The organism is Burkholderia stagnalis (assembly GCF_902830275.1).
GTDB classification, from domain to species: domain Bacteria; phylum Pseudomonadota; class Gammaproteobacteria; order Burkholderiales; family Burkholderiaceae; genus Burkholderia; species Burkholderia stagnalis.
The window spans coordinates 1-23754 of record NZ_CADESW010000038.1; the positions used below are offsets into that span (position 1 = coordinate 1).

General features: G+C 68.6%; 19 protein-coding genes. 11 read left to right on the top strand and 8 right to left on the bottom strand.

The features are described from left to right. The 5 genes from HWY45_RS34965 to HWY45_RS34985 all read left to right on the top strand — a co-directional run. Positions 1-2574: YadA family autotransporter adhesin (locus HWY45_RS34965; protein ID WP_176118442.1), on the top strand; the 2574-nt coding region annotated here is incomplete at its 5' end. A 107-nt stretch (positions 2575-2681) separates the two neighbouring features. Beyond that, positions 2682-3356, top strand: coding sequence for an OmpA family protein (locus HWY45_RS34970; RefSeq protein WP_059803774.1), 675 nt, complete (start codon positions 2682-2684; stop codon positions 3354-3356). A gap of 324 nt (positions 3357-3680) precedes the next feature. After that, positions 3681-4826 (top strand): DUF2827 domain-containing protein, encoded by a 1146-nt coding sequence (locus tag HWY45_RS34975; RefSeq protein ID WP_059885872.1) that lies wholly within the window; start codon positions 3681-3683, stop codon positions 4824-4826. 14 nt (positions 4827-4840) lie between these two features. Continuing rightward, complete coding sequence (locus HWY45_RS34980) at positions 4841-5995, top strand: DUF2827 domain-containing protein (protein WP_059803772.1); 1155 nt, start codon at positions 4841-4843, stop codon at positions 5993-5995. Between the two features lie 30 nt (positions 5996-6025). Further along, complete coding sequence (locus HWY45_RS34985) at positions 6026-7162, top strand: DUF2827 family protein (RefSeq protein WP_059803770.1); 1137 nt, start codon at positions 6026-6028, stop codon at positions 7160-7162. 38 nt (positions 7163-7200) lie between these two features. On the opposite strand, the gene HWY45_RS34990 is transcribed toward HWY45_RS34985, so the two are convergent. The 7 genes from HWY45_RS34990 to HWY45_RS35020 form a co-directional block, all read right to left on the bottom strand. Next, entirely contained in the window at positions 7201-7608 is a 408-nt protein-coding gene (locus tag HWY45_RS34990; RefSeq protein ID WP_230946999.1) for a hypothetical protein, read from the bottom strand. 125 nt (positions 7609-7733) lie between these two features. After that, the gene (locus HWY45_RS34995; protein ID WP_059885868.1) at positions 7734-8528 is read right to left on the bottom strand and encodes an EAL domain-containing protein; all 795 of its coding nucleotides are present in this window, start codon (positions 8526-8528) and stop codon (positions 7734-7736) included. Positions 8529-9033: 505 nt separating this feature from the next. Continuing rightward, positions 9034-10176 carry a DUF2827 domain-containing protein gene (locus tag HWY45_RS35000; RefSeq protein WP_059803765.1) on the bottom strand — a complete coding sequence of 381 codons (1143 nt, stop codon included), beginning with the start codon at positions 10174-10176 and terminating at the stop codon, positions 9034-9036. A 161-nt stretch (positions 10177-10337) separates the two neighbouring features. Beyond that, on the bottom strand, positions 10338-12335 hold the full coding sequence (locus HWY45_RS35005) for an acetyl-CoA carboxylase biotin carboxylase subunit (protein ID WP_059885866.1): 1998 nt from the start codon (positions 12333-12335) through the stop codon (positions 10338-10340). A gap of 78 nt (positions 12336-12413) precedes the next feature. Further along, positions 12414-13199: an enoyl-CoA hydratase/isomerase family protein gene (locus HWY45_RS35010; protein ID WP_059885864.1), complete on the bottom strand. Its 786-nt coding sequence runs from the start codon at positions 13197-13199 to the stop codon at positions 12414-12416. A 10-nt stretch (positions 13200-13209) separates the two neighbouring features. Next, complete coding sequence (locus HWY45_RS35015; protein WP_059885861.1) at positions 13210-14817, bottom strand: carboxyl transferase domain-containing protein; 1608 nt, start codon at positions 14815-14817, stop codon at positions 13210-13212. A gap of 34 nt (positions 14818-14851) precedes the next feature. Beyond that, complete coding sequence (locus HWY45_RS35020; RefSeq protein WP_059803757.1) at positions 14852-16033, bottom strand: isovaleryl-CoA dehydrogenase; 1182 nt, start codon at positions 16031-16033, stop codon at positions 14852-14854. A gap of 170 nt (positions 16034-16203) precedes the next feature. Between HWY45_RS35020 and HWY45_RS35025 the strand changes: the two genes are divergently transcribed. Further along, positions 16204-16950 carry a TetR/AcrR family transcriptional regulator gene (locus HWY45_RS35025; protein WP_059563171.1) on the top strand — a complete coding sequence of 249 codons (747 nt, stop codon included), beginning with the start codon at positions 16204-16206 and terminating at the stop codon, positions 16948-16950. 28 nt (positions 16951-16978) lie between these two features. On the opposite strand, the gene HWY45_RS35030 is transcribed toward HWY45_RS35025, so the two are convergent. Beyond that, complete coding sequence (locus tag HWY45_RS35030; RefSeq protein ID WP_059803755.1) at positions 16979-17425, bottom strand: hypothetical protein; 447 nt, start codon at positions 17423-17425, stop codon at positions 16979-16981. Between the two features lie 374 nt (positions 17426-17799). Between HWY45_RS35030 and HWY45_RS35035 the strand changes: the two genes are divergently transcribed. From HWY45_RS35035 to HWY45_RS35055, 5 genes are all read left to right on the top strand, one after another. Continuing rightward, positions 17800-19959, top strand: a complete 2160-nt coding sequence (locus tag HWY45_RS35035; RefSeq protein ID WP_059885858.1) for a TonB-dependent siderophore receptor — start codon at positions 17800-17802, stop codon at positions 19957-19959. A gap of 192 nt (positions 19960-20151) precedes the next feature. Further along, a complete protein-coding gene (tetH, locus tag HWY45_RS35040; protein ID WP_059885857.1) occupies positions 20152-20943 on the top strand; it encodes a thiosulfate dehydrogenase in 792 nt (263 codons plus the stop codon). A 1-nt stretch (position 20944) separates the two neighbouring features. Further along, entirely contained in the window at positions 20945-22048 is a 1104-nt protein-coding gene (locus HWY45_RS35045) for a molybdate ABC transporter substrate-binding protein (protein WP_059885855.1), read from the top strand. Between the two features lie 35 nt (positions 22049-22083). Further along, the gene (locus HWY45_RS35050; protein ID WP_059885853.1) at positions 22084-22794 is read left to right on the top strand and encodes a c-type cytochrome; all 711 of its coding nucleotides are present in this window, start codon (positions 22084-22086) and stop codon (positions 22792-22794) included. Next, positions 22791-23741 (top strand): c-type cytochrome, encoded by a 951-nt coding sequence (locus HWY45_RS35055; protein WP_059885851.1) that lies wholly within the window; start codon positions 22791-22793, stop codon positions 23739-23741. Before HWY45_RS35050 ends, HWY45_RS35055 begins: the two co-directional genes overlap by 4 nt. Positions 23742-23754 lie beyond the last annotated feature (13 nt).

Below are 23754 nucleotides of genomic sequence, written 5' to 3' on the forward strand. Positions count from 1 at the left end.
ACCTCCACGTCGACCGGCATCTCGACGGCAACCAGCTCGATCGCCTCGTTGTCCACCTCGACCTCGACCGGTATCAGCTCGCTCTCGACTGGTTTGAGCTCGACCGATAGCTCCGTTGCTTCGCTCTCGACGTCCACGTCGACCGGCATTTCGACGGCCACCAGCTCGATCACCTCGTTGTCCACGTCGACTTCGACCGGTATCAGCTCGCTGTCCACCGGCCTCAGCTCGACCGATAGCTCCGTTGCTTCGCTCTCGACTTCCACGTCGACCGGCATCTCGACCGCAACCAGCTCGATCGCTTCGTTCTCCACCTCGACTTCGACCGGCATCAGCTCACTGTCCACCGGCCTCAGCTCGACCGATAGCTCCGTCGCCTCGCTCTCGACTTCCACGTCGACCGGCATCTCGACCGCAACCAGCTCGATCGCCTCCCTCTCGACGTCGACTTCGACGGGTATCAGCTCGCTGTCCACCGGCCTGAGCTCGACCAACAGCTCGGTTGCCTCGCTGTCCACGTCGACCTCGACGGGCATCAGCTCGCTGTCCACCGGCCTCAGCTCGACCGATAGCTCCGTCGCTTCGCTGTCGACTTCCACGTCGACGGGCATCTCGACGGCCACCAGCTCGATCACCTCGCTGTCCACGTCGACTTCGACCGGCATCGGCTCCCTGTCGACCGGCTTGAGCACGACCAACAGCACCGTCGCGTCGCTGTCGACCTCCACGTCGACCGGTATCAGCTCCCTGTCCACCGGCCTGAGCTCGACCAACAGCACGGTTGCCTCGCTGTCCACCTCGACCTCGACCGGCCTCAGCTCCCTGTCCACCGGACTGAGCTCGACCAACAGCACCGTCACCTCGCTGTCCACCTCGACCTCGACCGGCCTCAGCTCCCTGTCCACCGGCCTGAGCTCGACCGACAGCTCCGTCGCTTCCCTGTCGACCTCCACCTCGACCGGCCTGTCGACCGCCACCAGCTCGATCACGTCGCTCTCCACCTCCACCTCGACCGCGATCCAGGCCGCCAAGACGCACTACTACAGCGTCAACGACAACGGCACCCAGCAGGCCAACTACAACAACGACGGTGCTTCCGGCGTCAACGCCATCGCGGCAGGCGTGAACGCAAGCGCCTCCGGCGCCAGCAGCGTCGCCGTCGGCGACGGTGCCAACGCATCGGCCAACGGCGCAGTCGCCATCGGCCAGAACGCGTCGGCGACGGGCGGCAAGGCCGTCTCCATCGGCGTCGCCAACTCCGCCAGCGGCGACGGCGCCGTCGCGATCGGCGATCCGAACGTGGCCACCGGCACCGGCGCGGTCGCGCTCGGCGCCAACAACACCGCCACCGGCAACGGCGCCCTGGCCATCGGCAACGCCAACTCCGCCAACGGCAACGGCTCGCTCGCCCTCGGCAACACCTCCACGGCAGCAGCAGCCGGCTCGCTCGCCTTCGGCTCGAACGCCGTCGCCAACAACATCAACGACGTCGCGCTCGGCACGAACTCCGTCACGGCCGCCGCGAACCCGACGTCCAGCACGACGATCGGCGGCGTCACCTACTTCTTCGCCGGCAGCACGCCGACCAGCGTCGTGAGCGTCGGCGCACCGGGCGCCGAACGCCAGATCACCAACGTCGCCGCGGGCCGCATCTCGGCCACCAGCACCGACGCGATCAACGGCAGCCAGCTCAATGCGACCAACCAGGCCGTCAACAGCCTGTCGACGTCGACCGCGTCGAACATCTCGTCGCTGTCCACCGGCATCAGCTCGTTGTCCACCGGCCTGAGCTCGACCAACAGCTCCGTCGCGTCGCTGTCCACCTCGACCTCGACCAGCATCAGCTCGCTGTCCACCGGCCTGAGCTCGACCAACAGCAACCTCACGTCGCTGTCGACGTCGACGTCGACCGGCATCGGCTCGCTGTCGACGGGCCTGAGCTCGACCAACAGCACGGTGGCGTCGCTGTCCACCGGCGTGACCAACATCAACAACCAGTTGAGCCAGCTGTCGACGACAGTGAACAACAACACCACGCGCACGGCGAACAACAACGGCATCGCGGCCGACATGAACGGCACCGGCAACGACCGCCCGATCGTCACGGCCGGCTCGAACTCGGTGGCCATCGGCGCCGCGTCGAACGACAGCAACCGCTCGAACGTGGTGTCGGTCGGCAACGACACGCAGCAGCGCCAGGTCATCAACGTCGCGCCGGGTACGCAAGGCACCGATGCGGTCAACGTGAACCAGCTGACCGCGGTGCAGACGACGCTGTCGACGGCACTGTCGGGCCAGCAGGCGCAAATCAACAGCCTCGGCTCGCAACTGCAGCAGACCGACCAGATGGCGAAGCAGGGTATCGCGGCCGTGGGCGCGATGGCGTCGATCCCGCAGCTCGACCGCGACGCGAACTTCGGGATGGGTATCGGCACGTCGACGTTCCTCGGCCAGAAGGCGATGGCGATCAACATGCAGGCGCGCATCTCCGAAAACCTGAAGGCGTCGATCAACGGCGGCTTCAGCGGCAGCCAGCGCGTCATCGGTGCCGGCATGCTGTATCAGTGGAAGTAACCGTCGCCGCGCGGGCCGGGCGCAGTCGCCACCGCCCGGCCCGCCGCGCCGCCCGGCAACAACCGGGGCGGCGCGCTTCCGACAACGATCGCATTCAGGACATCACCGTGAACAAACTCACTCTCGCGCTTGCGCTCTCCGCGCTTTCCCTCGCCGCCTGCTCGACCGCGTCCGGCCCGACTTTCAGCGCGTCCGAACTGCAGCCGCGCGACGGCGTGCGCACGTACCGGGTCGACTGCCACGGGATCTTCTCGGGCCCCGACACCTGCATGAAGGCGGCACGGCGCATCTGCGGCGACCAGCCGGTGCGCACGGTCGACGCCGAGAAAGCGCTGCGCGACGGCGCCGACCCGGCCGCGCTCGTGTTCCAGTGCGGCGCGCCGGAAGCCGCCGCGCCGGCGCCGGCCTCGTCGCCCGCGGCAGCGGCGCCCGCCGCCGTCGAGCACGTGAACCTCGCGGGCGACGCGCTGTTCGCCACCGGGCTGGCGACGCTCACGCCGACCGCCCGCGCCACGCTCGACGCGCTGCTGGCCAAACAGGGCAACGCGGCCTTCACGCGCGTGTCGGTCACGGGCTATACGGATTCCGTCGGCAGCGACGCGTCCAATCTCGCGCTGTCGCAGCGCCGCGCGCAAGCCGTCGCCGGCTACCTGAAGTCGCACGGCCTGAACGCCCGCACCGTCGCGGTGACGGGGCGCGGCAGCGCCGATCCGGTCGCGTCCAACGCCACGGCGGAGGGGCGCGCGAGCAACCGGCGCGTCGAAATCTCGCTGGAACGCTGACGCCGACGCGTCGCGCACCGCCGGCGCCGACGTTTCGGAATACGCACGACAGCCTCCGGCCGGATCGCGGCGTGCCACGCGGGTCCGGCCGGGCGTCACGCCGGGCGGCCGTGGCGCGAACCGGCAGGCCTTCTGGGATGCGCTCGGGGCTGCCCCGACTCCACAAACCGGCGCGTTCCGTGCCACAATCGCCGCTGGCAGCCGGCCCGTTTCCACGGGCCGCGCCGCCGCAGGCGCACACGTGACAACCAACGGCCTGCCGGGTCCGCGCATCGGAGTTTGACGCCGCGGCCGGACCGACGGCGCTGCAGAAGGATATTGCTGGTGACGGACAACTTTCAGGCCGCCTCGCGCGGCCCCCGCAACGAACGCCCGGCCGTCGGCATCTCGCTGTTCGCGCGAGACGGCCAGGCGATCTGGGAAAACGGCATCCACCAGAACATCGCGTACCTCGCGATGATGCTGAAGCGCTCCGACCGCGTCGGCCCCGTCTATTTCCTGAACGGCGGCGACGCGCGCGCGCTGCCGGCCGGCCTCGAACTCGACGGCCTCGACGTGCCGCTCGTGCAACCGAACGACGTCACGCACCAGCTCGACGTCGTGATCGAAATGGGCGCACAACTGCCGGTCGAATGGCTCAAGCACATGCAGGCGCTCGGCAAGAAGCGCATCGCGTGCTTCGTCGGCCATACCTACAGCGGCCTCGCCGAAACGCCGATCTTCGAGAAGCCGTCCGGGCACATCTTCAACGGTGCGCCGTTCGACGAAGTGTGGGTGCTCGCGAAGTCGGAGACGATCGACGTGCCGCTGCTGCGCACGCTCACCCGCGCGCCGGTCTACACGATCCCGCACATCTGGTCGCCGTACTTCCTCGACCGCCGCATCGCCGCGCTGGCCAGCGAAGGCGCGACCTTCGGCTACCAGCCGGGCCGCGCCGCGTGGCGGCTCGCGACGCTCGAACCGAACATCTCCGTCGTGAAGACCTGCCATTACCCGATGCTCGCGTGCGAGGAATTCTTCCGCGCGCACCCGGAAGCGGTCGAACACCTGTTCGTCGTCAATGCGATGCACCTGAAGGAACACCCGACCTTCCTGCACTTCGCGAACAGCCTCGACCTGGTCCGCCAGCACAAGGCGACCTTCGAGCCGCGCATCGACCTGCCCGGCTTCATGGCGCGCCATGCGGATGCCGTCGTGTCCCATCACTGGGAAAACCCGCAGAACTACCTGTACTACGACGTGCTGTACGGCGGCTATCCGCTGATCCACAACTCGACGCTGCTCGGCGACGCCGGCTACTACTACCCGGACTTCGATTCCGAAGCGGGCGGCCGCGCGCTGCTCGACGCATGGCAGCACCACGACGCGCGCCTCGACGACTACCGCGCGAAGGCCGACCGGCTGCTGAAGTCCGTCTCGATCGACAACCCCGCGAACCTGGACGCGTTCGTCGCGCGCCTGGTCGCCTGAACCGGAGCAAACGCATGTCGGACTCCAATGCCCGTCAAGCGCCCGGCGAGGGCAAGCGTCTCGTCGTCGGCGTGTCGCTCTACGTGCGCGGCGCCGGCCAGTCGCTGTGGGAAAACGGCATCTTCCAGAACTGCCTGCTGCTGATCCTGCTGCTGCGCCAGTCGCCGCTCGTCGCGGAAGCGGTGATGGTGAACGGCGGCGAGCAGGTCGCCGATCCGCAGATGATGCTCGGCGAATGGAACGTGCCGCTCTTGTCGATGGACGAAGCGATGCAGCGCTGCGACGTGCTGATCGAGATGAGCGCGCAGTTCAACGCCGATTACCTGCGCGCGTTCCGTGAGCGCGGCGGCAAGATCGTGACGATGCGGGTCGGCAACGACTACGTGATCGACATCGAGCGCGCGATGTTCAACAAGCCGTCGGGCTTCCTGTTCTCCGGCGCGCCGTACGACGCGGTGTGGACGATTCCCGAATTCGAGCGCTCGTGCCTGCACTACTACCAGACGGGCCTGCGCGCACCGGTGACGATCGTGCCGCACATCTGGCACCCGATGCTGTTCGACAAGGCGCGCGCGACGCTCGGGCCCGGCCTCGCGTTCGGCTACCAGCCCGGCAAGCCGCGCTGGCGCGTGACGATGTTCGAGCCGAACATCTGCATGGTGAAGACGAGCATCATCCCGATGCTCGTGGCCGAGGAAGCGTATCGCGCGAAGCCGGAATTCCTCGAGATCGTGCGCGTGTGCAACACGCTGCACCTGAAGGATCACACGACGTTCGTGCACTTCGCGAAGAGCCTCGACATCGTCGGCCACGGGCTCACGACGTTCGAGAGCCGCTATGCCGTGTACGAATTCATGGCCGCATACGGCGATGCGGTGGTGTCGCACACGTGGGAAAACGCGCAGAACTATCTGTATTACGAATTGCTTTACGGCGACTATCCGCTGATCCACAACTCGCCGTTCCTTGGCAAGGCCGGGTATTTCTATCCGGATTTCGATTGCCAGGAAGGCGGCCGCGCGCTGCTGCAGGCGTTCGCGGAACACGACGCGAACCTCGACGCGTACCGCGAGCAGTCGAAGCGCGTGCTCGATTCGGTCAGCATCTACAACCCGGACAACGTCGCCGCGTACGGCGACGCGATCGCGGCGCTCTATCGCGACGCGTGACGCGCGACGCAACGCCTACGGATAGCCGCCATGAAGATCAATGTCGCGATAACGATGAACGTGCAGCGCGACGCGGCGCAGTCGATCTGGTACAACGGCGCAAACCAGCACTGCGTGTACCTGTACATGCTGCTGAAGCAATCGCCGCTGGTCGGCGAGGTATGGCTCGCCCACGACGACGGCGTCACCGACTATCCGCAGGCGATGATGCTCGACACCTTCCGCGACGCGCTGCGGCCGCTGTCGGCAATCGTTCACCAGACCGACCTGCTGATCGAGATGAACGCGTTCATCCATCCGAGCCACGCGGACGCGGTGCGCCAGCGCGGCGGGAAATGCGTGACGTACCGCTTCGGCAACGACTACGTGATCGCCGTCGAGACGATCAACTTCGGCAGGAACGACTGGCGCCCCAATCCGCATCGCGTGCAGTTCGACGAAGTGTGGACCAACCCGCAGCACGCGCACACCTGCGCCGCGTATTTCCAGGCGGTGTACCGTGCGCCCGTGTTCGTGCTGCCGCACATCTGGTCGCCGTATTTCATCGAGCAGAGCCTCGCGGCCGATCCCGAACTTAAGGCGCGCTTCGGCTACCGTAACCACGGCCCCGCGAAACGCATCGCGTTCTTCGAGCCGAACCTGAACGTCGTCAAGAGTTCGATCGTGCCGATGCTCGCGGCGAACGCGTGCTACGTCGCGCATCCGGAGCTGGTCGAACACGTATACATGACCAACACGTTCGACAAGAAGGAAAACGTCGCCTTCAAGCATCTCGCGCTCGGGCTCGAGATGGTGCGCGACGGCAAGGCGACGGCCGACGTGCGCGCGCCGTTCGTCGCGTGGGCCGCGCATCACACCGACATCGTCGTGTCGCACCATTGGGAAAACGGCCTGAACTTCCTGCTCTACGACGCGCTGTACGGCAACTACCCGCTGGTGCACAACTCGCCGTTCCTGCGCGACGTCGGCTATTACTACGCGGATTTCGAGATCTTCGATGCAGCGCGCGCGATCGCGACCGCCGCGCAGACGCACGACGCACGGCTCGACGACCAAGCGCGCGCGGCCCGCGACTGCCTGAGCCGCGTCGACGCATGCGCGGAGCCCAACGTCCGCGCGCATTCCGAAGCGATCCAGCGCGTGTTCGGCAGCCGCGCGCTCGGCTGACGCAGGCTCCAGCCCGATGCCGGCGCCGCGCCGCCACGCTAGCCGCGCACGACATGGCCGCAGGCGGCCATGAAGGCGCGCCCCTGCCGCCGCCCCGCGCGCATCAGCGACGCGAAGATGCGGCGCGTCGCGCGGCCGTACCGGGCGCCCCCGCCGTTCACCTGTTGTTCGAGACTGCCGACGATGCCGTGCGCGATCGCCGATTCGTGTCCATACACGCCAGCCAGGATTCCCGCGCAGTAGTAGCCGGCCGCCAGCTCACGGCTCGCGTGGTCGGGCAGGCGCGCTGAGACGATACGGTACGCGGCCGCCTTCAGGCCATCCAGATAGTGCGTGAGGTCGGTGTGCCGGGCAGCGGGCTCGCCGCCCAGGCGGTGGAGAATGTCCGCGACTTCCCGGATTGCCGCCAGTTCACGCGGGATCGCCAACTTGCTGTTTCCATCCACGACCGTTGCCCCTGTCACGACCCGGCTTCCCGCCGGGCGTCGAGCGCGCCGGCCGGCTAGCCGCGATACGGGCGCACGGCCAGTCCGCCGCCCTGCTTCGTTGCCCGCGCAGCGGGCGAGCCCGGTCACGCGACGTGCGCGCGTCCGGAAAAATGAAACCCCTGCGCCCACGGGATGCCGGCATCCATCATCACCCGCCGGTCGAGCTCGTTCTCCACGCCCTCGGCGACGATGTCCCGCGCATGCTCGTACGCCTGCGCCACGAGCCGGCGCAGCTGATAGCGGCCGACCGCGTTGTGCCGGACCAGCACCAGCATCGACCGGTCCATCTTCACGATATCCGGATTGCCGACCACCAGATGATTCGCCGCGCTGTAGCCCACGCCGAAATCGTCGATCGCGATCCGGCAGCCGCTCTGCCGGATCCGGCTCACGAACGCCCGGCCGGTGACCGGATTCAGCGGCGCGGTTTCGGTGATCTCGATCACCAGGCGCTTCGCGACCGACGGCGCGTCGTCGAGCTCGTCGAAGATCGCGCGCCACCCTGCGTCTTCCGTCGCGCTCGTCGCCGACACGTTGCAGCCGTAAACGGCATGCGCATCGGCCCGCAGGCTGTCGATCGTCCGGCGAACCACGAGCTGGTCGAACCAGCGCATCAGCCCCATCGCCGAGATGCGCGGCAGGAACGAAGCCGGCCGCAGCAGGTTGCGCGGCCCGTCCGCGAAGCGCGCGAGGCATTCGCGATAGAGCTCGCCGCCCGACAGGTCGGTCCGGCAGACGGGCTCGCGCGCGAATTCGAGACGGTTCTCGATGTAGCGGCATGCCGCCACGAGATCGACATGGGCGCCGCCCGTGTCGAACAGGGGATCGGCTTCGTCAGTTTTCGTTGTCGCGTCTCGGCGACCTTCGTCCGCATTCATCCCTGCATTCCGGCAAACGGCGAGCCGCGTGAATCGGCTCATTCCTCATCATCAACGCCGGAGAAGCAAAAATATCCCCGCCCGCATTTTCTCAACAGAACAGCATCGAATCGATTGACCAATACCCGTTGAAAAATCTCAAGGCCATTCTAGATTTAAGGCAATTCGAATACTGTCAACGATATTCAAATTTGCGAAGACGGCAGCGGAAAATATTTCAATAAAATCATACAAATACGGATACGACGAGACGCACCCGCCTTCGCCGCCATTATTTCCCGAATGAATTTAATAGCGGCCAATCAAGGCAATTACCGGGCTTCACGCACACATCGATAATCGCCGCGCGATTAAATCAAACACAGCCAATCAAACCTGACCGTGTTTAACAATCTTACAGAATAGTTAACATTAGAATCAATTTCGGCGGGACCAACCCCGGCCCGCCTCACTTGTGCCTTGAAAGCCACCGGAGACATGGCCTCCGGTGGTTTCTTTTTTTCAGTCAGCCGGCCGCCGCGCCGATCAACTGCGCGAGCAGCGTGTCGTACTCGGCGACGAGCGCGGGGTTCGCCGACGTATAGCGCAGCAGGATCTCGCGCTGGCGCCGCGCGTAACCCGCCCAGTCGTCGTCGTGCGTATGCAGCGCACGCAGCAGCGCGTCGGCGCCCTGCTGCACGTCGTTGTCCGGATAGTAGTAGCCGAGATCGGGCGCGAGGCTCGCGTTGTGCACGAGCGGATACCCCTGCCAGCACACGTCGAAATAGAAGTAGTTGAGCGGATTCGACCACTGGTGCGACACGACCACGTCGGTCAGCTCGGACAGGAACACCGGCGTGTCGAAGCGGCCGACGAAGCTCGCCTTGCCGGCGCGCACGATCTCCAGGTAGTTCATCAGCATCACGAACTCCTGGCTCTCGCGCGCGAGCCGGTCGGCGTTCGTCACGTGCGTGAACGCGATCGCGTCCGGCTCGCGGCGATACGCCTCGTCGATGATCAGCAGCGGATACACGCAGAACTTCACCACGTTGTGGTTCGGCTCCATCACCGTCAGCCGCTTTCCGCGCGCGCCGCTCGGCCGGTATTCGCCATGGCCGGGCAGCGTGGCGGCCCGCTCGGCGAGGAACATCGGATCCCACACGAACGGCACGACGCGGCCCGGGCAGCGGCGCAGCGACTGCAGGAACGGCAGCGACGACGGCGCGATCTGCGGAATCGCCCACACCTCGTCGTAGCCGCGGTTGATGAACAGCGTTTCCCACAGCCGGCGGCCGAACAGCATCGCTTCCATCGCGTTGATGTACTCGACGCCGCAGCAATAGCTGACGATCTTCGTGCCGCGCGCCTTCAGGTAGGCGGTCTGCTCCTCGCTGATCTGCCCGCCGAGCTCGATCAGCACGTCGAGCGCATCCTTCGCGTCGGCGAACGCGCGCGTGTCGTACACCGCGCGGCTCCACGGCAGCGCGTCGGTCAGCGGCACGTCGGTGGTGTTCACGAGCGTCACGCGGTAGCCGTGCGGCGAAGCCATCAGCAGCTTCGCGAGAAACAGCGCGTTCTGCTTGATGCCGTTGATCCAAAGGCTTTCGTCGGGCGCGCGCAGGCCAATCGTGATGCCGATGCGCAGGCCGTTCAGGACAGGAGACGTCATCGTCGGCGAGGATGGGAGGAGTGGGAATTCGCAGTGTAGCGCGCGTGGCGGCGCCCGGGGCGGGCGCCGTGCGCGGCGGACAGTCTAGCGGATCGCCGGCCGCAAGACTGTCAGGGATGGTCAGGGCCCGTCATGCGGACGACGGGCCCCGTTCGGCGGACTCAGGCGTCCGCCATCACCAGCAGCTGCGCGCCATCGGCAACCTGGTCGCCGACGCCATACAGCACCTCCGCGACCACGCCCGCGCTCGGTGCGCCGATCGTGTGCTCCATCTTCATCGCTTCCATCACGATCAGCGGCGTGCCGGGCTCGACCGCCTGGCCGGCCTCGACCAGCACCGCGATCACCTTGCCGGGCATCGGCGCGGTCAGGCGGCCGCCGCCGTGCTCGGCATCGCCCGCGTGCGCGAGCAGGTTGCGCCATTCGAACGCTTCGGCAGCACCCTGCGTAAACACATGGAACGTGTCGCCGTCCGCGAACACGCGGCCGCTGCTGCGCACGCCGTCGAGCGTCACGTCGAAGTCGAGCGGGCTCGCGCCGCGCGTCCACGCGAACGGCTGCGCCGGCGCGTCGCCGATCGCGAGCCGCTTGCCGGCCGCATCGTCGTCGACGGTCACGGTGAGATCGGCGTCGCGGTCGATCGCGCGCCATTCGAGCGTGCGGCGAAAGCCTGCGTTCAGCCGCCAGTTCGACAGCGCGGCCCACGGCGTGCCGCTGTCCGACACCCCGTCGCGCTCGCGCGCGCGCAACGCCGCGCAGGCGAGCGCCAGCGCCGCGCGCGGCGGCTGTTGGGGCGCGAACAGCGCGTCGTGATTGCGTTCGATCAGGCCCGTGTCGAGATCGGCTTCGGCGAACGGCCGGCACGCGACGATGCGCTGCAGGAAGGCCGCGTTCGTGTACAGGCCGACCACTTCGCATTCGCGCAGCGCGCGCGCCATCCGGCCGAGCGCTTCCGCGCGGTCCGCGCCGTGCACGATCAGCTTCGCGATCATCGGATCGTAGAACGGCGTGATCGCATCGCCCTCGCGCACGCCGCTGTCGACGCGCACCGGCGCGCCGATCGAGAACTCGACGCCGTCCGGCAGACGCAGGTGCTTGAGCGTGCCGGTCGACGGCAGGAAGCCGCGCGCGGGGTTCTCCGCGTACAGGCGCGCCTCGATCGCGTGGCCGGTCACGCGCAGCTGATCCTGCTTCAGCGGCAGCGGCTCGCCCGCCGCGACGCGCAACTGCCATTCGACGAGGTCGAGGCCCGTGACCATCTCGGTGACGGGGTGCTCGACCTGCAGGCGCGTGTTCATCTCCATGAAGTAGAACGCGTCGCCCGTCATGATGAATTCGACGGTGCCCGCGCCGACGTAGCCCACCGCGCGCGCGGCCGCGACCGCCGCCTCGCCCATCGCCTGCCGCACTTCATCCGGCAGGCCCGGCGCGGGCGCTTCCTCGAGCACCTTCTGGTGACGGCGCTGCACCGAGCAGTCGCGGTCGAACAGGTAGACCGTGTTGCCGTGCGTGTCGCCGAACACCTGCACCTCGACGTGGCGCGGGCGCAGCAGGTATTTCTCGATCAGCACGCGGTCGTTGCCGAAGCTGCTGGCCGCTTCGCGCTGGCACGACGCGAGCGCCGCCGGGAAATCGTCCGAGCGCTCGACCACGCGCATCCCCTTGCCGCCGCCGCCCGCGCTCGCCTTCAGCAGCACCGGGTAGCCGATCTCGTCGGCCTCGCCGTGCAGCAGCGCGGCGTCCTGCTCGTCGCCGTGGTAACCGGGCACGAGCGGCACCGCGGCCGCATGCATCAGCGCCTTCGCGGCGGCCTTCGAGCCCATCGCCGCGATCGCGTCGACCGGCGGCCCGATGAACACGATGCCGGCCTTCTCGCACGCGTGCGCGAAATCCTCGTTCTCGGACAGGAACCCGTAGCCGGGGTGGATCGCCTGCGCGCCGGTCGCGCGCGCGGCTTCGATGATGCGCTCGATGCGCAGGTAGCTGTCGGCGACCGCCGAGCCGCCGATATGCACGGCCTCGTCGCACGCGGCGACGTGCTTCGCGTGCGCGTCCGCGTCGGAATACACGGCGACGCTGGCGATGCCGAGACGTTTGCACGTCGCGGCGACCCGGCAGGCGATTTCACCGCGGTTGGCGATCAGAATCTTGTCGAACATGGCTTCGATGTCGTCCGGTAAGGGATGGGGTTCGCGCTTCGCCCGCCGCTCACGCGAGGCGAAGCGTCAAGGTCTGCGTCATGCCCGCCATGCCGGCGTGCGCTTCTCCAGGAACGCGGCGATGCCCTCGCGCGCTTCCGCGCCCGCGCGGGTGCGCGCGATCCAGTCGGCGGTCTGCTCGATCAGCGCCGCATCGAGCGGGCGCCCCGCGACGTCGGCCACGAGCCGCTTGCACGCGCACACCGCGTCGGGCCCGTTCGCGACGAGCGCCGCCGCGAGCGTCGCGACGGTCTCGTCGAGCGCCGCGGCCGGCACCGCCTCATGCACGAAGCCGAGCGCCGCCGCGCGCGCGCTGTCGAACACCTCGGCCGTCGTGAAGTAGCGCCGCGCCGCGCGCTCGCCCATCGCGCGCACCACGTACGGCGCGATCGTCGCCGGGATCAGCCCGAGCCGCGCTTCGGACAGGCAGAACTTCGCGCCGTCCGCGACGATCGCGATGTCCGCGGCCGCGACGAGGCCGACGCCGCCCGCATACGCGTCGCCATGCACGCGCGCGATCACCGGCTTGCCGCAGCGGTGGATCGCCTCGAGCATCCGCGCGAGCTTGCGCGCGTCGGCACGGTTCTCGTCGTCCGAGTAACCGGCCATCTTCTTCATCCAGTTCAGGTCCGCGCCCGCGCAGAATGCGGGGCCGTCGGCCGCGAGCACGACCGCGCGCACGCCTGCGTGCGCGTCGAGCCATTCGAACGCGGTGGTCAGCTCGGCGATCATCGTCTCGTTGAACGCGTTGCGCACGTCGGGGCGCGCAAGCGTCACGGTCGCGACGCGGTTTGCTTCGGATACCTTGATGGTTTCGTAGCGCATCGCAGCCTCCTTACATGCGGAACACGCCGAAGCGCGTATCGTCGATCGGCGCGTTCATCGACGCGGCGAGGCCCAGGCCGAGCACGTCGCGCGTCTGCGCGGGATCGATCACGCCGTCGTCCCACAGCCGCGCGCTCGCGTAGTACGGATGCCCCTGGCGCTCGTACTGGTCGCGAATCGGCTGCTTGAACGCCTCTTCTTCCTCGAGCGGCCATGAGCCGCCCTTCGCCTCGATGCCGTCGCGGCGCACGGTCGCGAGCACCGACGCGGCCTGCTCGCCGCCCATCACCGAGATGCGCGCGTTCGGCCACATCCACAGGAAGCGCGGCCCGAATGCGCGGCCGCACATCCCGTAGTTGCCCGCGCCGAACGAGCCGCCGATGATCACCGTGAACTTCGGCACCTTCGCGTTCGACACGGCCGTCACCATCTTCGCGCCATGCCGCGCGATGCCTTCGTTCTCGTACTTGCGGCCGACCATGAAGCCCGTGATGTTCTGCAGGAACACCAGCGGGATCTTGCGCTGGCAGCACAGCTCGATGAAATGCGCGCCCTTCACCGCCGATTCCGAGAACAGGATGCCGTTGTTCGCGACGATCCCGACCGGATGGCCCCAGATGTGCGCGAAGCCCGTGACGAGCGTCGTGCCGAAGCGCGCCTTGAACTCGTCGAATTCGGAATCGTCGACGATGCGCGCGATCACCTCGCGCACGTCGAACGGCTTGCGCGTGTCCACCGGAATCACGCCGTACAGGCTCTGCGCGTCGTAGCGCGGCGGCTTCGCGTCGCGCAGCGTCACCGGCGTCGCGATGCGCGGGCCCAGGTTGCCGACGATGCTGCGCGCGATCGACAGCGCATGCGGGTCGTTCTGCGCGAGATGGTCGGCCACGCCCGACAGGCGCGTATGCACGTCGCCGCCGCCGAGATCCTCGGCGCTCACTTCCTCGCCCGTCGCCGCCTTCACGAGCGGCGGGCCGCCGAGGAAAATCGTGCCCTGGTTCTTCACGATGATCGACTCGTCGCTCATCGCCGGCACGTACGCGCCGCCGGCCGTGCACGAGCCCATCACCACGGCGATCTGCGCGATCCCCGCGGCCGACATCGTCGCCTGGTTGTAGAAGATGCGGCCGAAGTGGTCGCGATCGGGGAATACGTCGTCCTGGTTCGGCAGGTTCGCGCCGCCGGAATCGACGAGATACACGCACGGCAGCCGGTTTTCCGCGGCGATTTCCTGCGCGCGCACGTGCTTCTTCACGGTGACGGGGTAGTAGGTGCCGCCCTTGACCGTCGCGTCGTTGCAGACGATCACGCACTCGCGCCCGGCGATGCGGCCGATGCCGGTGATGATGCCGGCGCCCGGCGCGTCGTCGTTGTACATGCCGTTCGCCGCGAGCTGCGACAGCTCGAGGAACGGCGTGCCCGGATCGAGCAGCTGCGCGATCCGGTCGCGCGGCAGCAGCTTGCCGCGCGACAGGTGCTTGTCGCGCGCGGCCGGGCCGCCGCCCTGCGCGAGCTGTTCGATTTTCGCGCGCAGGGCGGCGACGACCGCCTCGAGCGCCGCAGCATTCGCGCGGAATTCTTCCGAACGCGGGTTCAGCTTGGATTCGATGATCGGCATCGACAGGGCTCCGTTCGCGTGACGTGGCGTGGCGTTACATCGTTTCCGCGAACAGCTCGCGGCCGATCAGCATGCGGCGGATCTCGCTCGTGCCGGCGCCGATCTCGTACAGCTTCGCGTCGCGCCACAGGCGGCCGACCGGGTATTCGTTGATGTAGCCGTTGCCGCCGAGGATCTGGATTGCCTCGCCGGCCATCCACGTCGCCTTCTCGGCCGTGTACAGGATCACGCCCGCGCAGTCCTTGCGCACCTGGCGGATGTGGTCGCTGCCCGCCGAATCGAGGTGGCGGCCGACCGCGTACAGGTACGCGCGGCACGCCTGGAACGTCGTGTACATGTCGGCGACCTTGCCCTGGATCAGCTGGAATTCGCCGATCGCCTGGCCGAACTGCTTGCGGTCGTGGATGTACGGCACGACCGCGTCGAGGCACGCGGCCATGATGCCCGTCGGGCCGCCCGACAGCACCGCGCGCTCGTAGTCGAGGCCGCTCATCAGCACCTTCACGCCGCCGTTCAGCTGGCCGAGGATGTTCTCTTCCGGCACCTCGACGTCCTGGAACACCAGCTCGCCCGTGTGCGAGCCGCGCATGCCGAGCTTGTCGAGCTTCTGCGCGACCGAGAAGCCCTTCATCCCCTTCTCGACGATGAACGCGGTGATGCCGCGCGGGCCGGCCTCGATGTCCGTCTTCGCGTAGACGACGAGCGTGTCGCAGTCGGGGCCGTTGGTGATCCACATCTTGGTGCCGTTCAGCACGTAGCGATCGCCGCGCTTGTCCGCGCGCAGCTTCATGCTGACCACGTCGGAGCCGGCGTTCGGCTCGCTCATCGCGAGCGCGCCGATGTGTTCGCCCGACACGAGCTTCGGCAGGTATTTCTGCTTCTGCGCGTCGGTGCCGTTGCGGTGGATCTGGTTCACGCACAGGTTCGAGTGCGCGCCGTACGACAGGCCGATCGACGCGGATGCGCGCGAGATCTCCTCCATCGCGACCATGTGCGCGACATAGCCCATGTTCGCGCCGCCGTATTCCTCGGCGACGGTCATGCCGAGCACGCCCAGGTCGCCGAACTTGCGCCACAGGTCCATCGGGAACTGGTCGGTGCGGTCGACCTCCGCCGCGCGCGGCGCGATTTCCTTCGCCGCGAAAGTCGCGACGGCGTCGCGCAGCATCTCGATGTCTTCACCGAGCATGAATTGCACGCCGGGCAGGTTGCTCATGTCTCCTCCGTCTCCAGAAAGTGCGTTGCGCGCACCGATTTCTGAGTTTTGCTCAAAACCGGATGCTGCGCCGATTCGTTGGCCAATACTGCGGAAATTTTGCGTAGTGTCGCGCCTGGCGCGGGCCGTCGTCAATAGTTTTTTGAGTGATACTCAGATATGATCGCCGAATGACAGCCGCCGCTTCCGACACCATGACCGCCACCGCCAAAGCCGACCGCGCCGACGCGCCCCGCGCGCCCGCCGGCCGCAAATCCCAGCAGCGCGTGCAGGACATCCTGCGCGCCGGACGTGAAGTGTTCGCCGAAAAGGGCTACGAGCACGCGACCGCCGCCGAGATCGCGCAGCGGGTAGGCGTGTCCGAGGCGACCGTGTTCAGCTACTTCCGCGGCAAGCGCGAGCTGTGCGCGCGGGTGATCGCGGACTGGTACGACGAAATCATCGCGGCGTTCGAGCACGGCATGCCGCTCGACGCGCCGGTGCACCAGCAGTTCGCGTTCATCGTGCACACCCACCTGCGGCTGATGCTCGTGAACGGCACCGGGCTGTGCGCGCTCGTGCTGTCGGAAGGCCGCGCGAAACAGCACGCGCTGAGCGACGAGCTGACCGCGCTGCAGCGGCGCTACACGGCGCCGCTGATGGACGTGCTCGCGCGCGGCCAGGCGGCCGGCCAGGTGCGCACCGACCTGCCGCTGAGCCTGCTGCGCTCGATGGTGTTCGGCCCGATGGAACACGTGCTGTGGGACGCGATCCTCGGGCACCGCAAGCTCGATACGGAGGCCACCGCCGCGCAACTGACCGACATGCTGTGGGCGGCCATGCAGCCGCCCGCGCCGGAACAGGCGGCGCTCGTGCGTTTCAGGAACGAGGTGGCCGAAGCGGTGCGGCGGCTGGAAGGGGCCGGCGCGCGCGCGTGAGCGCGCCGCCGGTCGATCAGTCAGTCGGTCAATCCGCCAGGCGGCAGTGCGTGAGCTTGAGCACCGGCAGCACCGGCGCGTCGACGTAGCCTTCGTTCAGGCAACTGAAGCGCAGGTTCCCGGATGCCGTGAACGCCTTGATCTCGCGCCCCGGGAATTTCGCTTTCAGCGCATCCTGGTCGGCCGCGTCGAAATGGGTGTCGAACTGCGCGCCGTCGCTCGTCACCGCACCGAAATACGTGCCGCCCGGGTCGCTGCCCATCCGGATCACCGCGCCGACGAACGCGAGCCGCTTGCCGTCGTATTTCGCCTTGGCCGCCGCCATGTCTTGCGTGTACGCCTCGATCACGGCCCCGTACTGTGTGTCGATCGCGGCCCCGTCGGCCGGCGCGGCCACCGCGCACTGCCCGACGCCAGCCAGCGCGGCGCAGGCCGCGAGCGCGGCCGCCGCATGTCGTGCGGAAATGGTGTTCATCTTGTGGTCTCTCAGGTCTTGAAGTAAAAGACGGCGCCGTGCCGGATGCCCCGTCATGCGCCGCGAGGTTCGCCGTCGTGTTTTCAGTTGTTCGGCCGACGGCGAATGGCTGCGATCGCGCGCTCTTGTCATGGCGATGCGTGCGAATGCGCGCGCTACGGTAGCAGACGGCCTATGGCGGTGCAATCGCGTCGCCGCGCGGCCGGAATCGGCGGAAACGGTCTTCCCGGGCCCCGCCGGAAACGGCGTTCAACGTGAGTCCGGCTCACGCTCTTATTGCAAATGATTCTCATTAACAATATGATGCCGCCTCCGGCCGCCCTGGCGCCGGCCATCGTATTCCCGATTTCCCGCTTCCCATCCGCTACCGATTCATGCCTGTCCGCCGAACGACCCGCCGCGCCCGCGCCTTCCGCCCGTTGCACGCAAGCCTGCCCACCCTGATCACGTTCTGCATCGCGAGCGGCGCGCATGCCGCCACCGACAACACCGCCGGGGCCGATGCGCCCCCCGCTGCGCCGGCCCTGCCGACGATCAACGTCAACGCATCGGCCGTCGCCGATCCGACCATCGGCTACCAGCCGCGCACCACGTCGATCGCGGGCGCGCAGGACACGCCGCTCGAGAAGATCCCGCAATCCGTCGCGGTCGTGAGCAGCAGCGTGATGCAGGACCAGCAGGCCCGTTCGCTCGACGACGTGCTCGGCAACATCAGCGGCGTCACGCAGACCAACACGCTCGGCGGCACGCGCGACGCGTTCATCAAGCGCGGCTTCGGCTCGAACAACGACGGCTCCGTGCTCGTCGACGGCGTGCGCACGCCGGTGCTGCACAGCTATCTCGCGACGATCGACCGCGTCGAGGTGCTGAAGGGCCCCGCGTCGCTGCTCTACGGGATGCAGGACCCGGGCGGCGTGATCAACCTCGTCACGCGCAAGCCGGAGGACACGTTCGGCGGCTCGATCTCCGCGACGCGCACGAGCCACGGCGGCGCGGGCGCGACCTTCGACCTCACGGGCCCGCTCGGCAAGCCGGGCCAGGTCGCGGGCGGCACGCTCGCGTTCCGCCTCACCGGCGAATACGACACGAGCCGCTACTGGCGCACGTTCGGCCGCCAGCGCGACGCGCTGATCGCGCCCGCGCTGTCGTGGCACGACGCGAACACGTCGATCGACGTCAGCTACCAGTACGTCGACTACACGACGCCGTTCGACCGCGGCACCGCGCTCGTCAACGGCCGGCTCGACGATTCGCTGCGCTATCGCCGCTACGAGGAGGCGTGGTCGCAGAGCAGCGGCATCCAGGAGACGTTCCGCGCGCGCGTCGAGCATCGCCTGTCCGACGCGTGGCGGCTTCGCGCGACGTATGGCTGGGGCCGCGACCGCTATGCGCAGACCATCACCCGCGCCACGAGCCTGAACGGCGCGACGGGCGCGATGATGCGCTCGTCCGACGCGAACCTCGGGCGCAACGATTCGGACCAGATCGCGACGCTCGGCCTGCTCGGCAACGTGACGCTCGCGGGGATGAAGCATGCGCTCTACGTCGGCGGCGAATACGAGCGGCAGCGCAGCTTCCGCGGCGACACGATCCGCGGCAAGGCGACGCCGGGCTTCAACCTGTTCGATCCCGTCTACGGCCTGCTCGCGCCCGGCGGCACGCCGAACCGCGCGCAAAGCGACAGCCTGTCGAAGGTGCACGCGTACTCGATCGTGCTGCAGGACTCGGTGAACCTCACCGAACGGCTCACCGCGGTGGCCGGGCTGCGCTGGGAGGACTGGCAGCAGGAATCGGGGATGGGCCGGCCGTTCGTTTACGCGGACCGCTCGCACGGAAACGTGTGGCTGCCGCAATTCGGGCTGGCATACGCGATCACGCCGTCGCTGACCGCGTATGCGAACGTGAGCCGCTCGTTCAAGACGAACGTGTCGTCAAACGCCGCCGCGCCGCTCGCGCCGGAATCGGGCCGCGTGGTGGAGGCCGGCCTCAAGTTCAACGTCGCGCGTGCGATCACCGGCACGCTCGCGGTCTACCAGATCGACAAACGCAACGTCGCGGTGACCGTCGACAACGTGACGTCGACGATCGGCGCCGCGCGCTCGCGCGGGGTCGAACTCGACGTCGCGGGGCAGCTCACGCGCCACTGGAGCGTGATCGGCAGCTACGCGTACACGAACGCGAACGACCGCGAAGCGAACCTGCCGCTGATCAACGTCGCGCGCCATACCGGCAGCCTGTTCGCGGTGTACGACACCGCGCTCGCGAACCTGCCGGGCCGCTGGCGCTTCGGCGGCGGCGCACGGTTCGTCGGCGCGCGGCCCGGGGATACGGCGAACCGCTTCACGCTGCCCGGCTACGTGACCGTCGACGCGTTCGCGGCGTATGAAACGACGATCGGCAAGTTCCCGACGCGCTTCCAGCTCAACGTGAAGAACCTGCTCGACAAGACCTACTACCCGTCGAGCAACAGCAACCTGATCGTGGCGGTGGGCGAGCCGCGCCTCGTCACGTTCACGACGACGGTGTCGTTCTGACCGCCGGCAGGCACGGTAGGCGCGCGCCGGCCGGCGCGCCCGTTTGATCAGACGAATCATCGGGCCCCCGAATATCTCCCATCCGATATCGCGATTTCCGCGATTGATCGCGCCCCTCTAGACTGGCTGCGCAGTCTCGACGTGGCGCCGCGCCTGCGGCTGTCGAACCGAATCCCGATCCGGAGACACGCGATGACGAATCCGCATGCGCGCCGCGGCGCGCTGAAGACGTTCGGCCTGGCCGCCGGCGCGGCGCTCCTCGGCGCCGCGAGCCGCCCGCAGGCGGCCACCGCCGGCACCGGCGCGCTGCTGCCCGGCGCCGCCGCCCGCCTCGCCGCGCTCACGCGGCGGCTGGCCGCCACGCCGAGGCGGCGCGACTTCAAGACCGTCCCGATGATCCTCGAGCATCCCGACCAGTGGGACCACGCGGCGCTCGCCGAGGTGCTCGGCTATCGCGGCGGCCCGAAGCAGGCGTGGGACAACACCGAGCTCGGCGGGCCATGGCTGAACCTGATGCGCAACGCGCTGAACGCGCAGGTCTGGTCGTTCGGGCACCCGGATTTCCTGGTGGTGTCCGCGACGCACGGCAGCGCGCATCTCGCGCTGTACGACCAGGCCGCGTGGGACAAATACGGCCTCGCGAAGCTGGCCGGCGACACGTTCCCGGCCAACACGCTGCTCGACGCGAAGCCCGCGCAGGCGAAAGGCGCGGGCGATCACGAAAGCGCCGACGGCGCGTTTTCCGCGCGCGACAACAGCATCGCCGCGCTGCTGCAGCGCGGCGTCGTGTTCCTGACGTGCCACAACGCGATCTGGGAACTCGCGGAGCGGCTCGCCGGCACGAACGCGAATCCGGACAAGCTGCCGCTCGACGCGCTCGCCGCCGACCTGACCAACCGTGTGATCCCGAGCGCGATCGTCACGCCCGGCACGGTCGGCACGCTGCCGGAACTTCACCAGGCCGGTTTCTCATACGCAAAATAAGATGACGCACACGACGACATCCCCTCACGCACCGGTCACGTCGAGCCGGGCACGCCGCATCCTGCGGGCCGCGCTGGCGGGCGCGCTGTGCGCCGCCGTTGCGGTCGTTGCCGCATCGGGCGCACCGGCCGCGTTCGCCGCGCCCGCCGCCGCCGCCGCCTCCGCCTCCGCCTCCGCCGCCACCGTGTTCCCGCCGTGGCAGCACGGCCGCAACAACGACGCGCTGCATCGCGGCCTCGAATTCACGGTGCCGCAGGTCGACGTGCTCGCCGATTTCCACGGCGACCTGAGCGCCCCGAAGCTGGTGCTGTTCGTCGGCGGCAACTACTTCTTCGCGATGGCGCCGCTCGTCGCGCAGTTCGAGCAGGACCACCCCGAGTTTCGCGGCAAGATCTTCTGGGAGACGATCCCGCCCGGCCTGCTCGTCACGCAGATCAAGGCCGGCGGCACGATCACCGTCGGCAACATGACGTGGACGGTCAAGCCCGACGCGTATTTCGCGGGCCTGTCGAAGGTCAACGAACTGATCGCGGACGGCACGCTCACGGGCCCCGCGGTGCCGTACGTGACCAACCAGCTGACGATCATGGTGCGCGCGGGCAACCCGGCACGCATTGCATCGCTGAACGATCTCGCGAAACCGGGCCTGCGGCTCGCGATGCCCAACCCCGAATTCGAGGGCGTCGCGCGGCAGATCCGGGCGTCGCTCGTCAAGGCAGGCGGCGACGGGCTCGCGCGCGCCGTCTACGACGACAAGGTGCGGGCCGGCACGACCGAGCTGACCCGCATCCATCATCGCGAGACGGCGCTGTTCCTGATGCAGGGGCGCGCCGACGCCGGCGTGCTGTGGCGCTCCGAGGCGATGTTCCACGAGCAGGCCGGGCATCCGCTGGGCCACGTCGACATTCCGGCCGCGCAGAACGCCACCGAGATCTACGCGGGCGCACTGGTGAAGGATGCGCCGCATCCGGAAGCGGCGCGCCAGTGGCTTGCGTTCCTGCGCTCGCCGGATGCGTTCCGGATCTTCCAGCGCTACGGCTTCGGGCGCTACGATGCCGATGCAGGTGCCGACACGAACACGCAGGCTGAACAGACGCACCCATAGCAACAAATAGAACGCATCCCCACACCGGAGGAGACTTGAACGATTCGATCGTGAAGCCGCGCCGCCGCGCGGCCGCCGCGTGGCTGGCCGCCGCCGGCCTGCTGTCGGCCGCGCCCGGCGCGCACGCGGCCGACGCGGCGCTCGGCAAGACCATCGCGACGCAAGGCAGCGCGACGGGCGCGGCCGCGTGCATCGGCTGCCACGGCGCGCATGGCGAAGGCATCGCGGCGGCCGGCTTTCCGCGTCTTGCCGGCGTGCCGGCCGCCTATCTGTCGGCGCAGCTCGCCGCGTTCGCGGACGGCAGCCGCCAGAACCCGGTCATGCAGCCGCTCGCGAAGCTGCTGTCGGCGCCCGAGCGCAACGCGGTAGCCGCGTATTTCGCGGCGCTGCCCGCGCCGCCCGGCATCGCGGCGGGCGACGATGCGCCGATCGCGCCGTCCGACACCGGCGCATGGCTCGCGACACGCGGACGCTGGACCGACGGCCTGCCCGCGTGCGCGCAGTGCCACGGCCCCGGCGGCATCGGCGTGGGCGCCGCGTTTCCGCCGCTGGCCGGGCAGCCGGCCGCCTATCTCGCGGGCCAGTTGCATGCGTGGCAGCAAGGCACCCGTCCGCCCGGGCCGATGGCGCTGATGCCGCACATCGCCGGCAAGCTGTCCGACGCGGACATCGACGCGGTGGCCGCCTACTACGCCCGCACCGGCGCCACGCCGGCCATCGCCGCCACGCAACGGAGCACGCCATGATCGATCGATTCCTGTCCGGGTGGGTGCGCGGCACGCTCGCCGCGCTGCTGTGGACGGCAAGCGGTTCGGGGTTCGCCGCCGATGCGCCGGCCGCGCCCGCACCCGCCGCCGCTTCCGCGACCGACGCCGCCGCCCCCGCGAAACGCTTCACGCCGCCCGCCGAATCGGCGATGCCCGGCGGCGACTTCGGCAAGACGGTGAAGCTCGGCGAGCAGATCTTCCTGCATACGCCCGAATTCGCCGGCAAGTACGTCGGCAACCGGCTGACCTGCGCGAGCTGCCATCTCGACGCGGGCCGCCGGCCCGATTCGAGCCCGATGTGGGGCGCGTATCCGCTATATCCGGCGTACCGCATCAAGAACGGCCACGTGAACACGTTCGCCGAGCGCCTGCAGGGCTGCTTCCGCTACAGCATGAACGGCAAGGCGCCGCCGAACGGCGACCCGATCCTGGTGGCGCTCGAAACCTACGCGTACTGGCTCGCGAAAGGCGCGCCGATCGGCGAGAAGCTGCCGGGCCAGGGCTTCCCGAAGCTGCCGCCGCCCGCGCTGAAGGCCGACTACGCGCGCGGCAGCGCGGTCTACGCGCAGCACTGCGCACTGTGTCACGGCGCTGACGGGCAGGGCCAGTCGAGCGGCGGCAAGCCGGTGTTCCCGCCGCTCTGGGGGGCGCGCTCGTTCAACTGGGGCGCGGGGATGAGCGACATCCGCAACGCGGCCGGCTTCATCAAGGCCAACATGCCGCTCGGGCTCGGCGGCACGCTGACCGACCAGCAAGCGTGGGACGTCGCGACGTTCATGGACAGCCACGAACGCCCGCAGGACCCGCGCTTCACCGGATCGGTGGCCGCGACGCGCGCGCAGTTCCACGACACGCCCGACTCGATGTACGGCCTGACCGTGAACGGGCGCGTGCTCGGCGCGCCCGGCGCAGCCGGCGCGCGCTGAGCCGAGCGCGCCG

Coding starts and splice junctions, on each gene's coding strand:
- HWY45_RS34980 (WP_059803772.1), top strand. CDS start 4,841: ATGTCGGACTCCAATGCCCGTCAAGCGCCCGGCGAGGGCAAGCGTCTC.
- HWY45_RS34985 (WP_059803770.1), top strand. CDS start 6,026: ATGAAGATCAATGTCGCGATAACGATGAACGTGCAGCGCGACGCGGCG.
- HWY45_RS34995 (WP_059885868.1), bottom strand. CDS start 8,528: ATGAATGCGGACGAAGGTCGCCGAGACGCGACAACGAAAACTGACGAA.
- HWY45_RS35000 (WP_059803765.1), bottom strand. CDS start 10,176: ATGACGTCTCCTGTCCTGAACGGCCTGCGCATCGGCATCACGATTGGC.
- HWY45_RS35005 (WP_059885866.1), bottom strand. CDS start 12,335: ATGTTCGACAAGATTCTGATCGCCAACCGCGGTGAAATCGCCTGCCGG.
- HWY45_RS35010 (WP_059885864.1), bottom strand. CDS start 13,199: ATGCGCTACGAAACCATCAAGGTATCCGAAGCAAACCGCGTCGCGACC.
- HWY45_RS35015 (WP_059885861.1), bottom strand. CDS start 14,817: ATGCCGATCATCGAATCCAAGCTGAACCCGCGTTCGGAAGAATTCCGC.
- HWY45_RS35020 (WP_059803757.1), bottom strand. CDS start 16,033: ATGAGCAACCTGCCCGGCGTGCAATTCATGCTCGGTGAAGACATCGAG.
- HWY45_RS35025 (WP_059563171.1), top strand. CDS start 16,204: ATGACAGCCGCCGCTTCCGACACCATGACCGCCACCGCCAAAGCCGAC.
- HWY45_RS35030 (WP_059803755.1), bottom strand. CDS start 17,425: ATGAACACCATTTCCGCACGACATGCGGCGGCCGCGCTCGCGGCCTGC.
- HWY45_RS35035 (WP_059885858.1), top strand. CDS start 17,800: ATGCCTGTCCGCCGAACGACCCGCCGCGCCCGCGCCTTCCGCCCGTTG.
- tetH (WP_059885857.1), top strand. CDS start 20,152: ATGACGAATCCGCATGCGCGCCGCGGCGCGCTGAAGACGTTCGGCCTG.
- HWY45_RS35045 (WP_059885855.1), top strand. CDS start 20,945: ATGACGCACACGACGACATCCCCTCACGCACCGGTCACGTCGAGCCGG.
- HWY45_RS35055 (WP_059885851.1), top strand. CDS start 22,791: ATGATCGATCGATTCCTGTCCGGGTGGGTGCGCGGCACGCTCGCCGCG.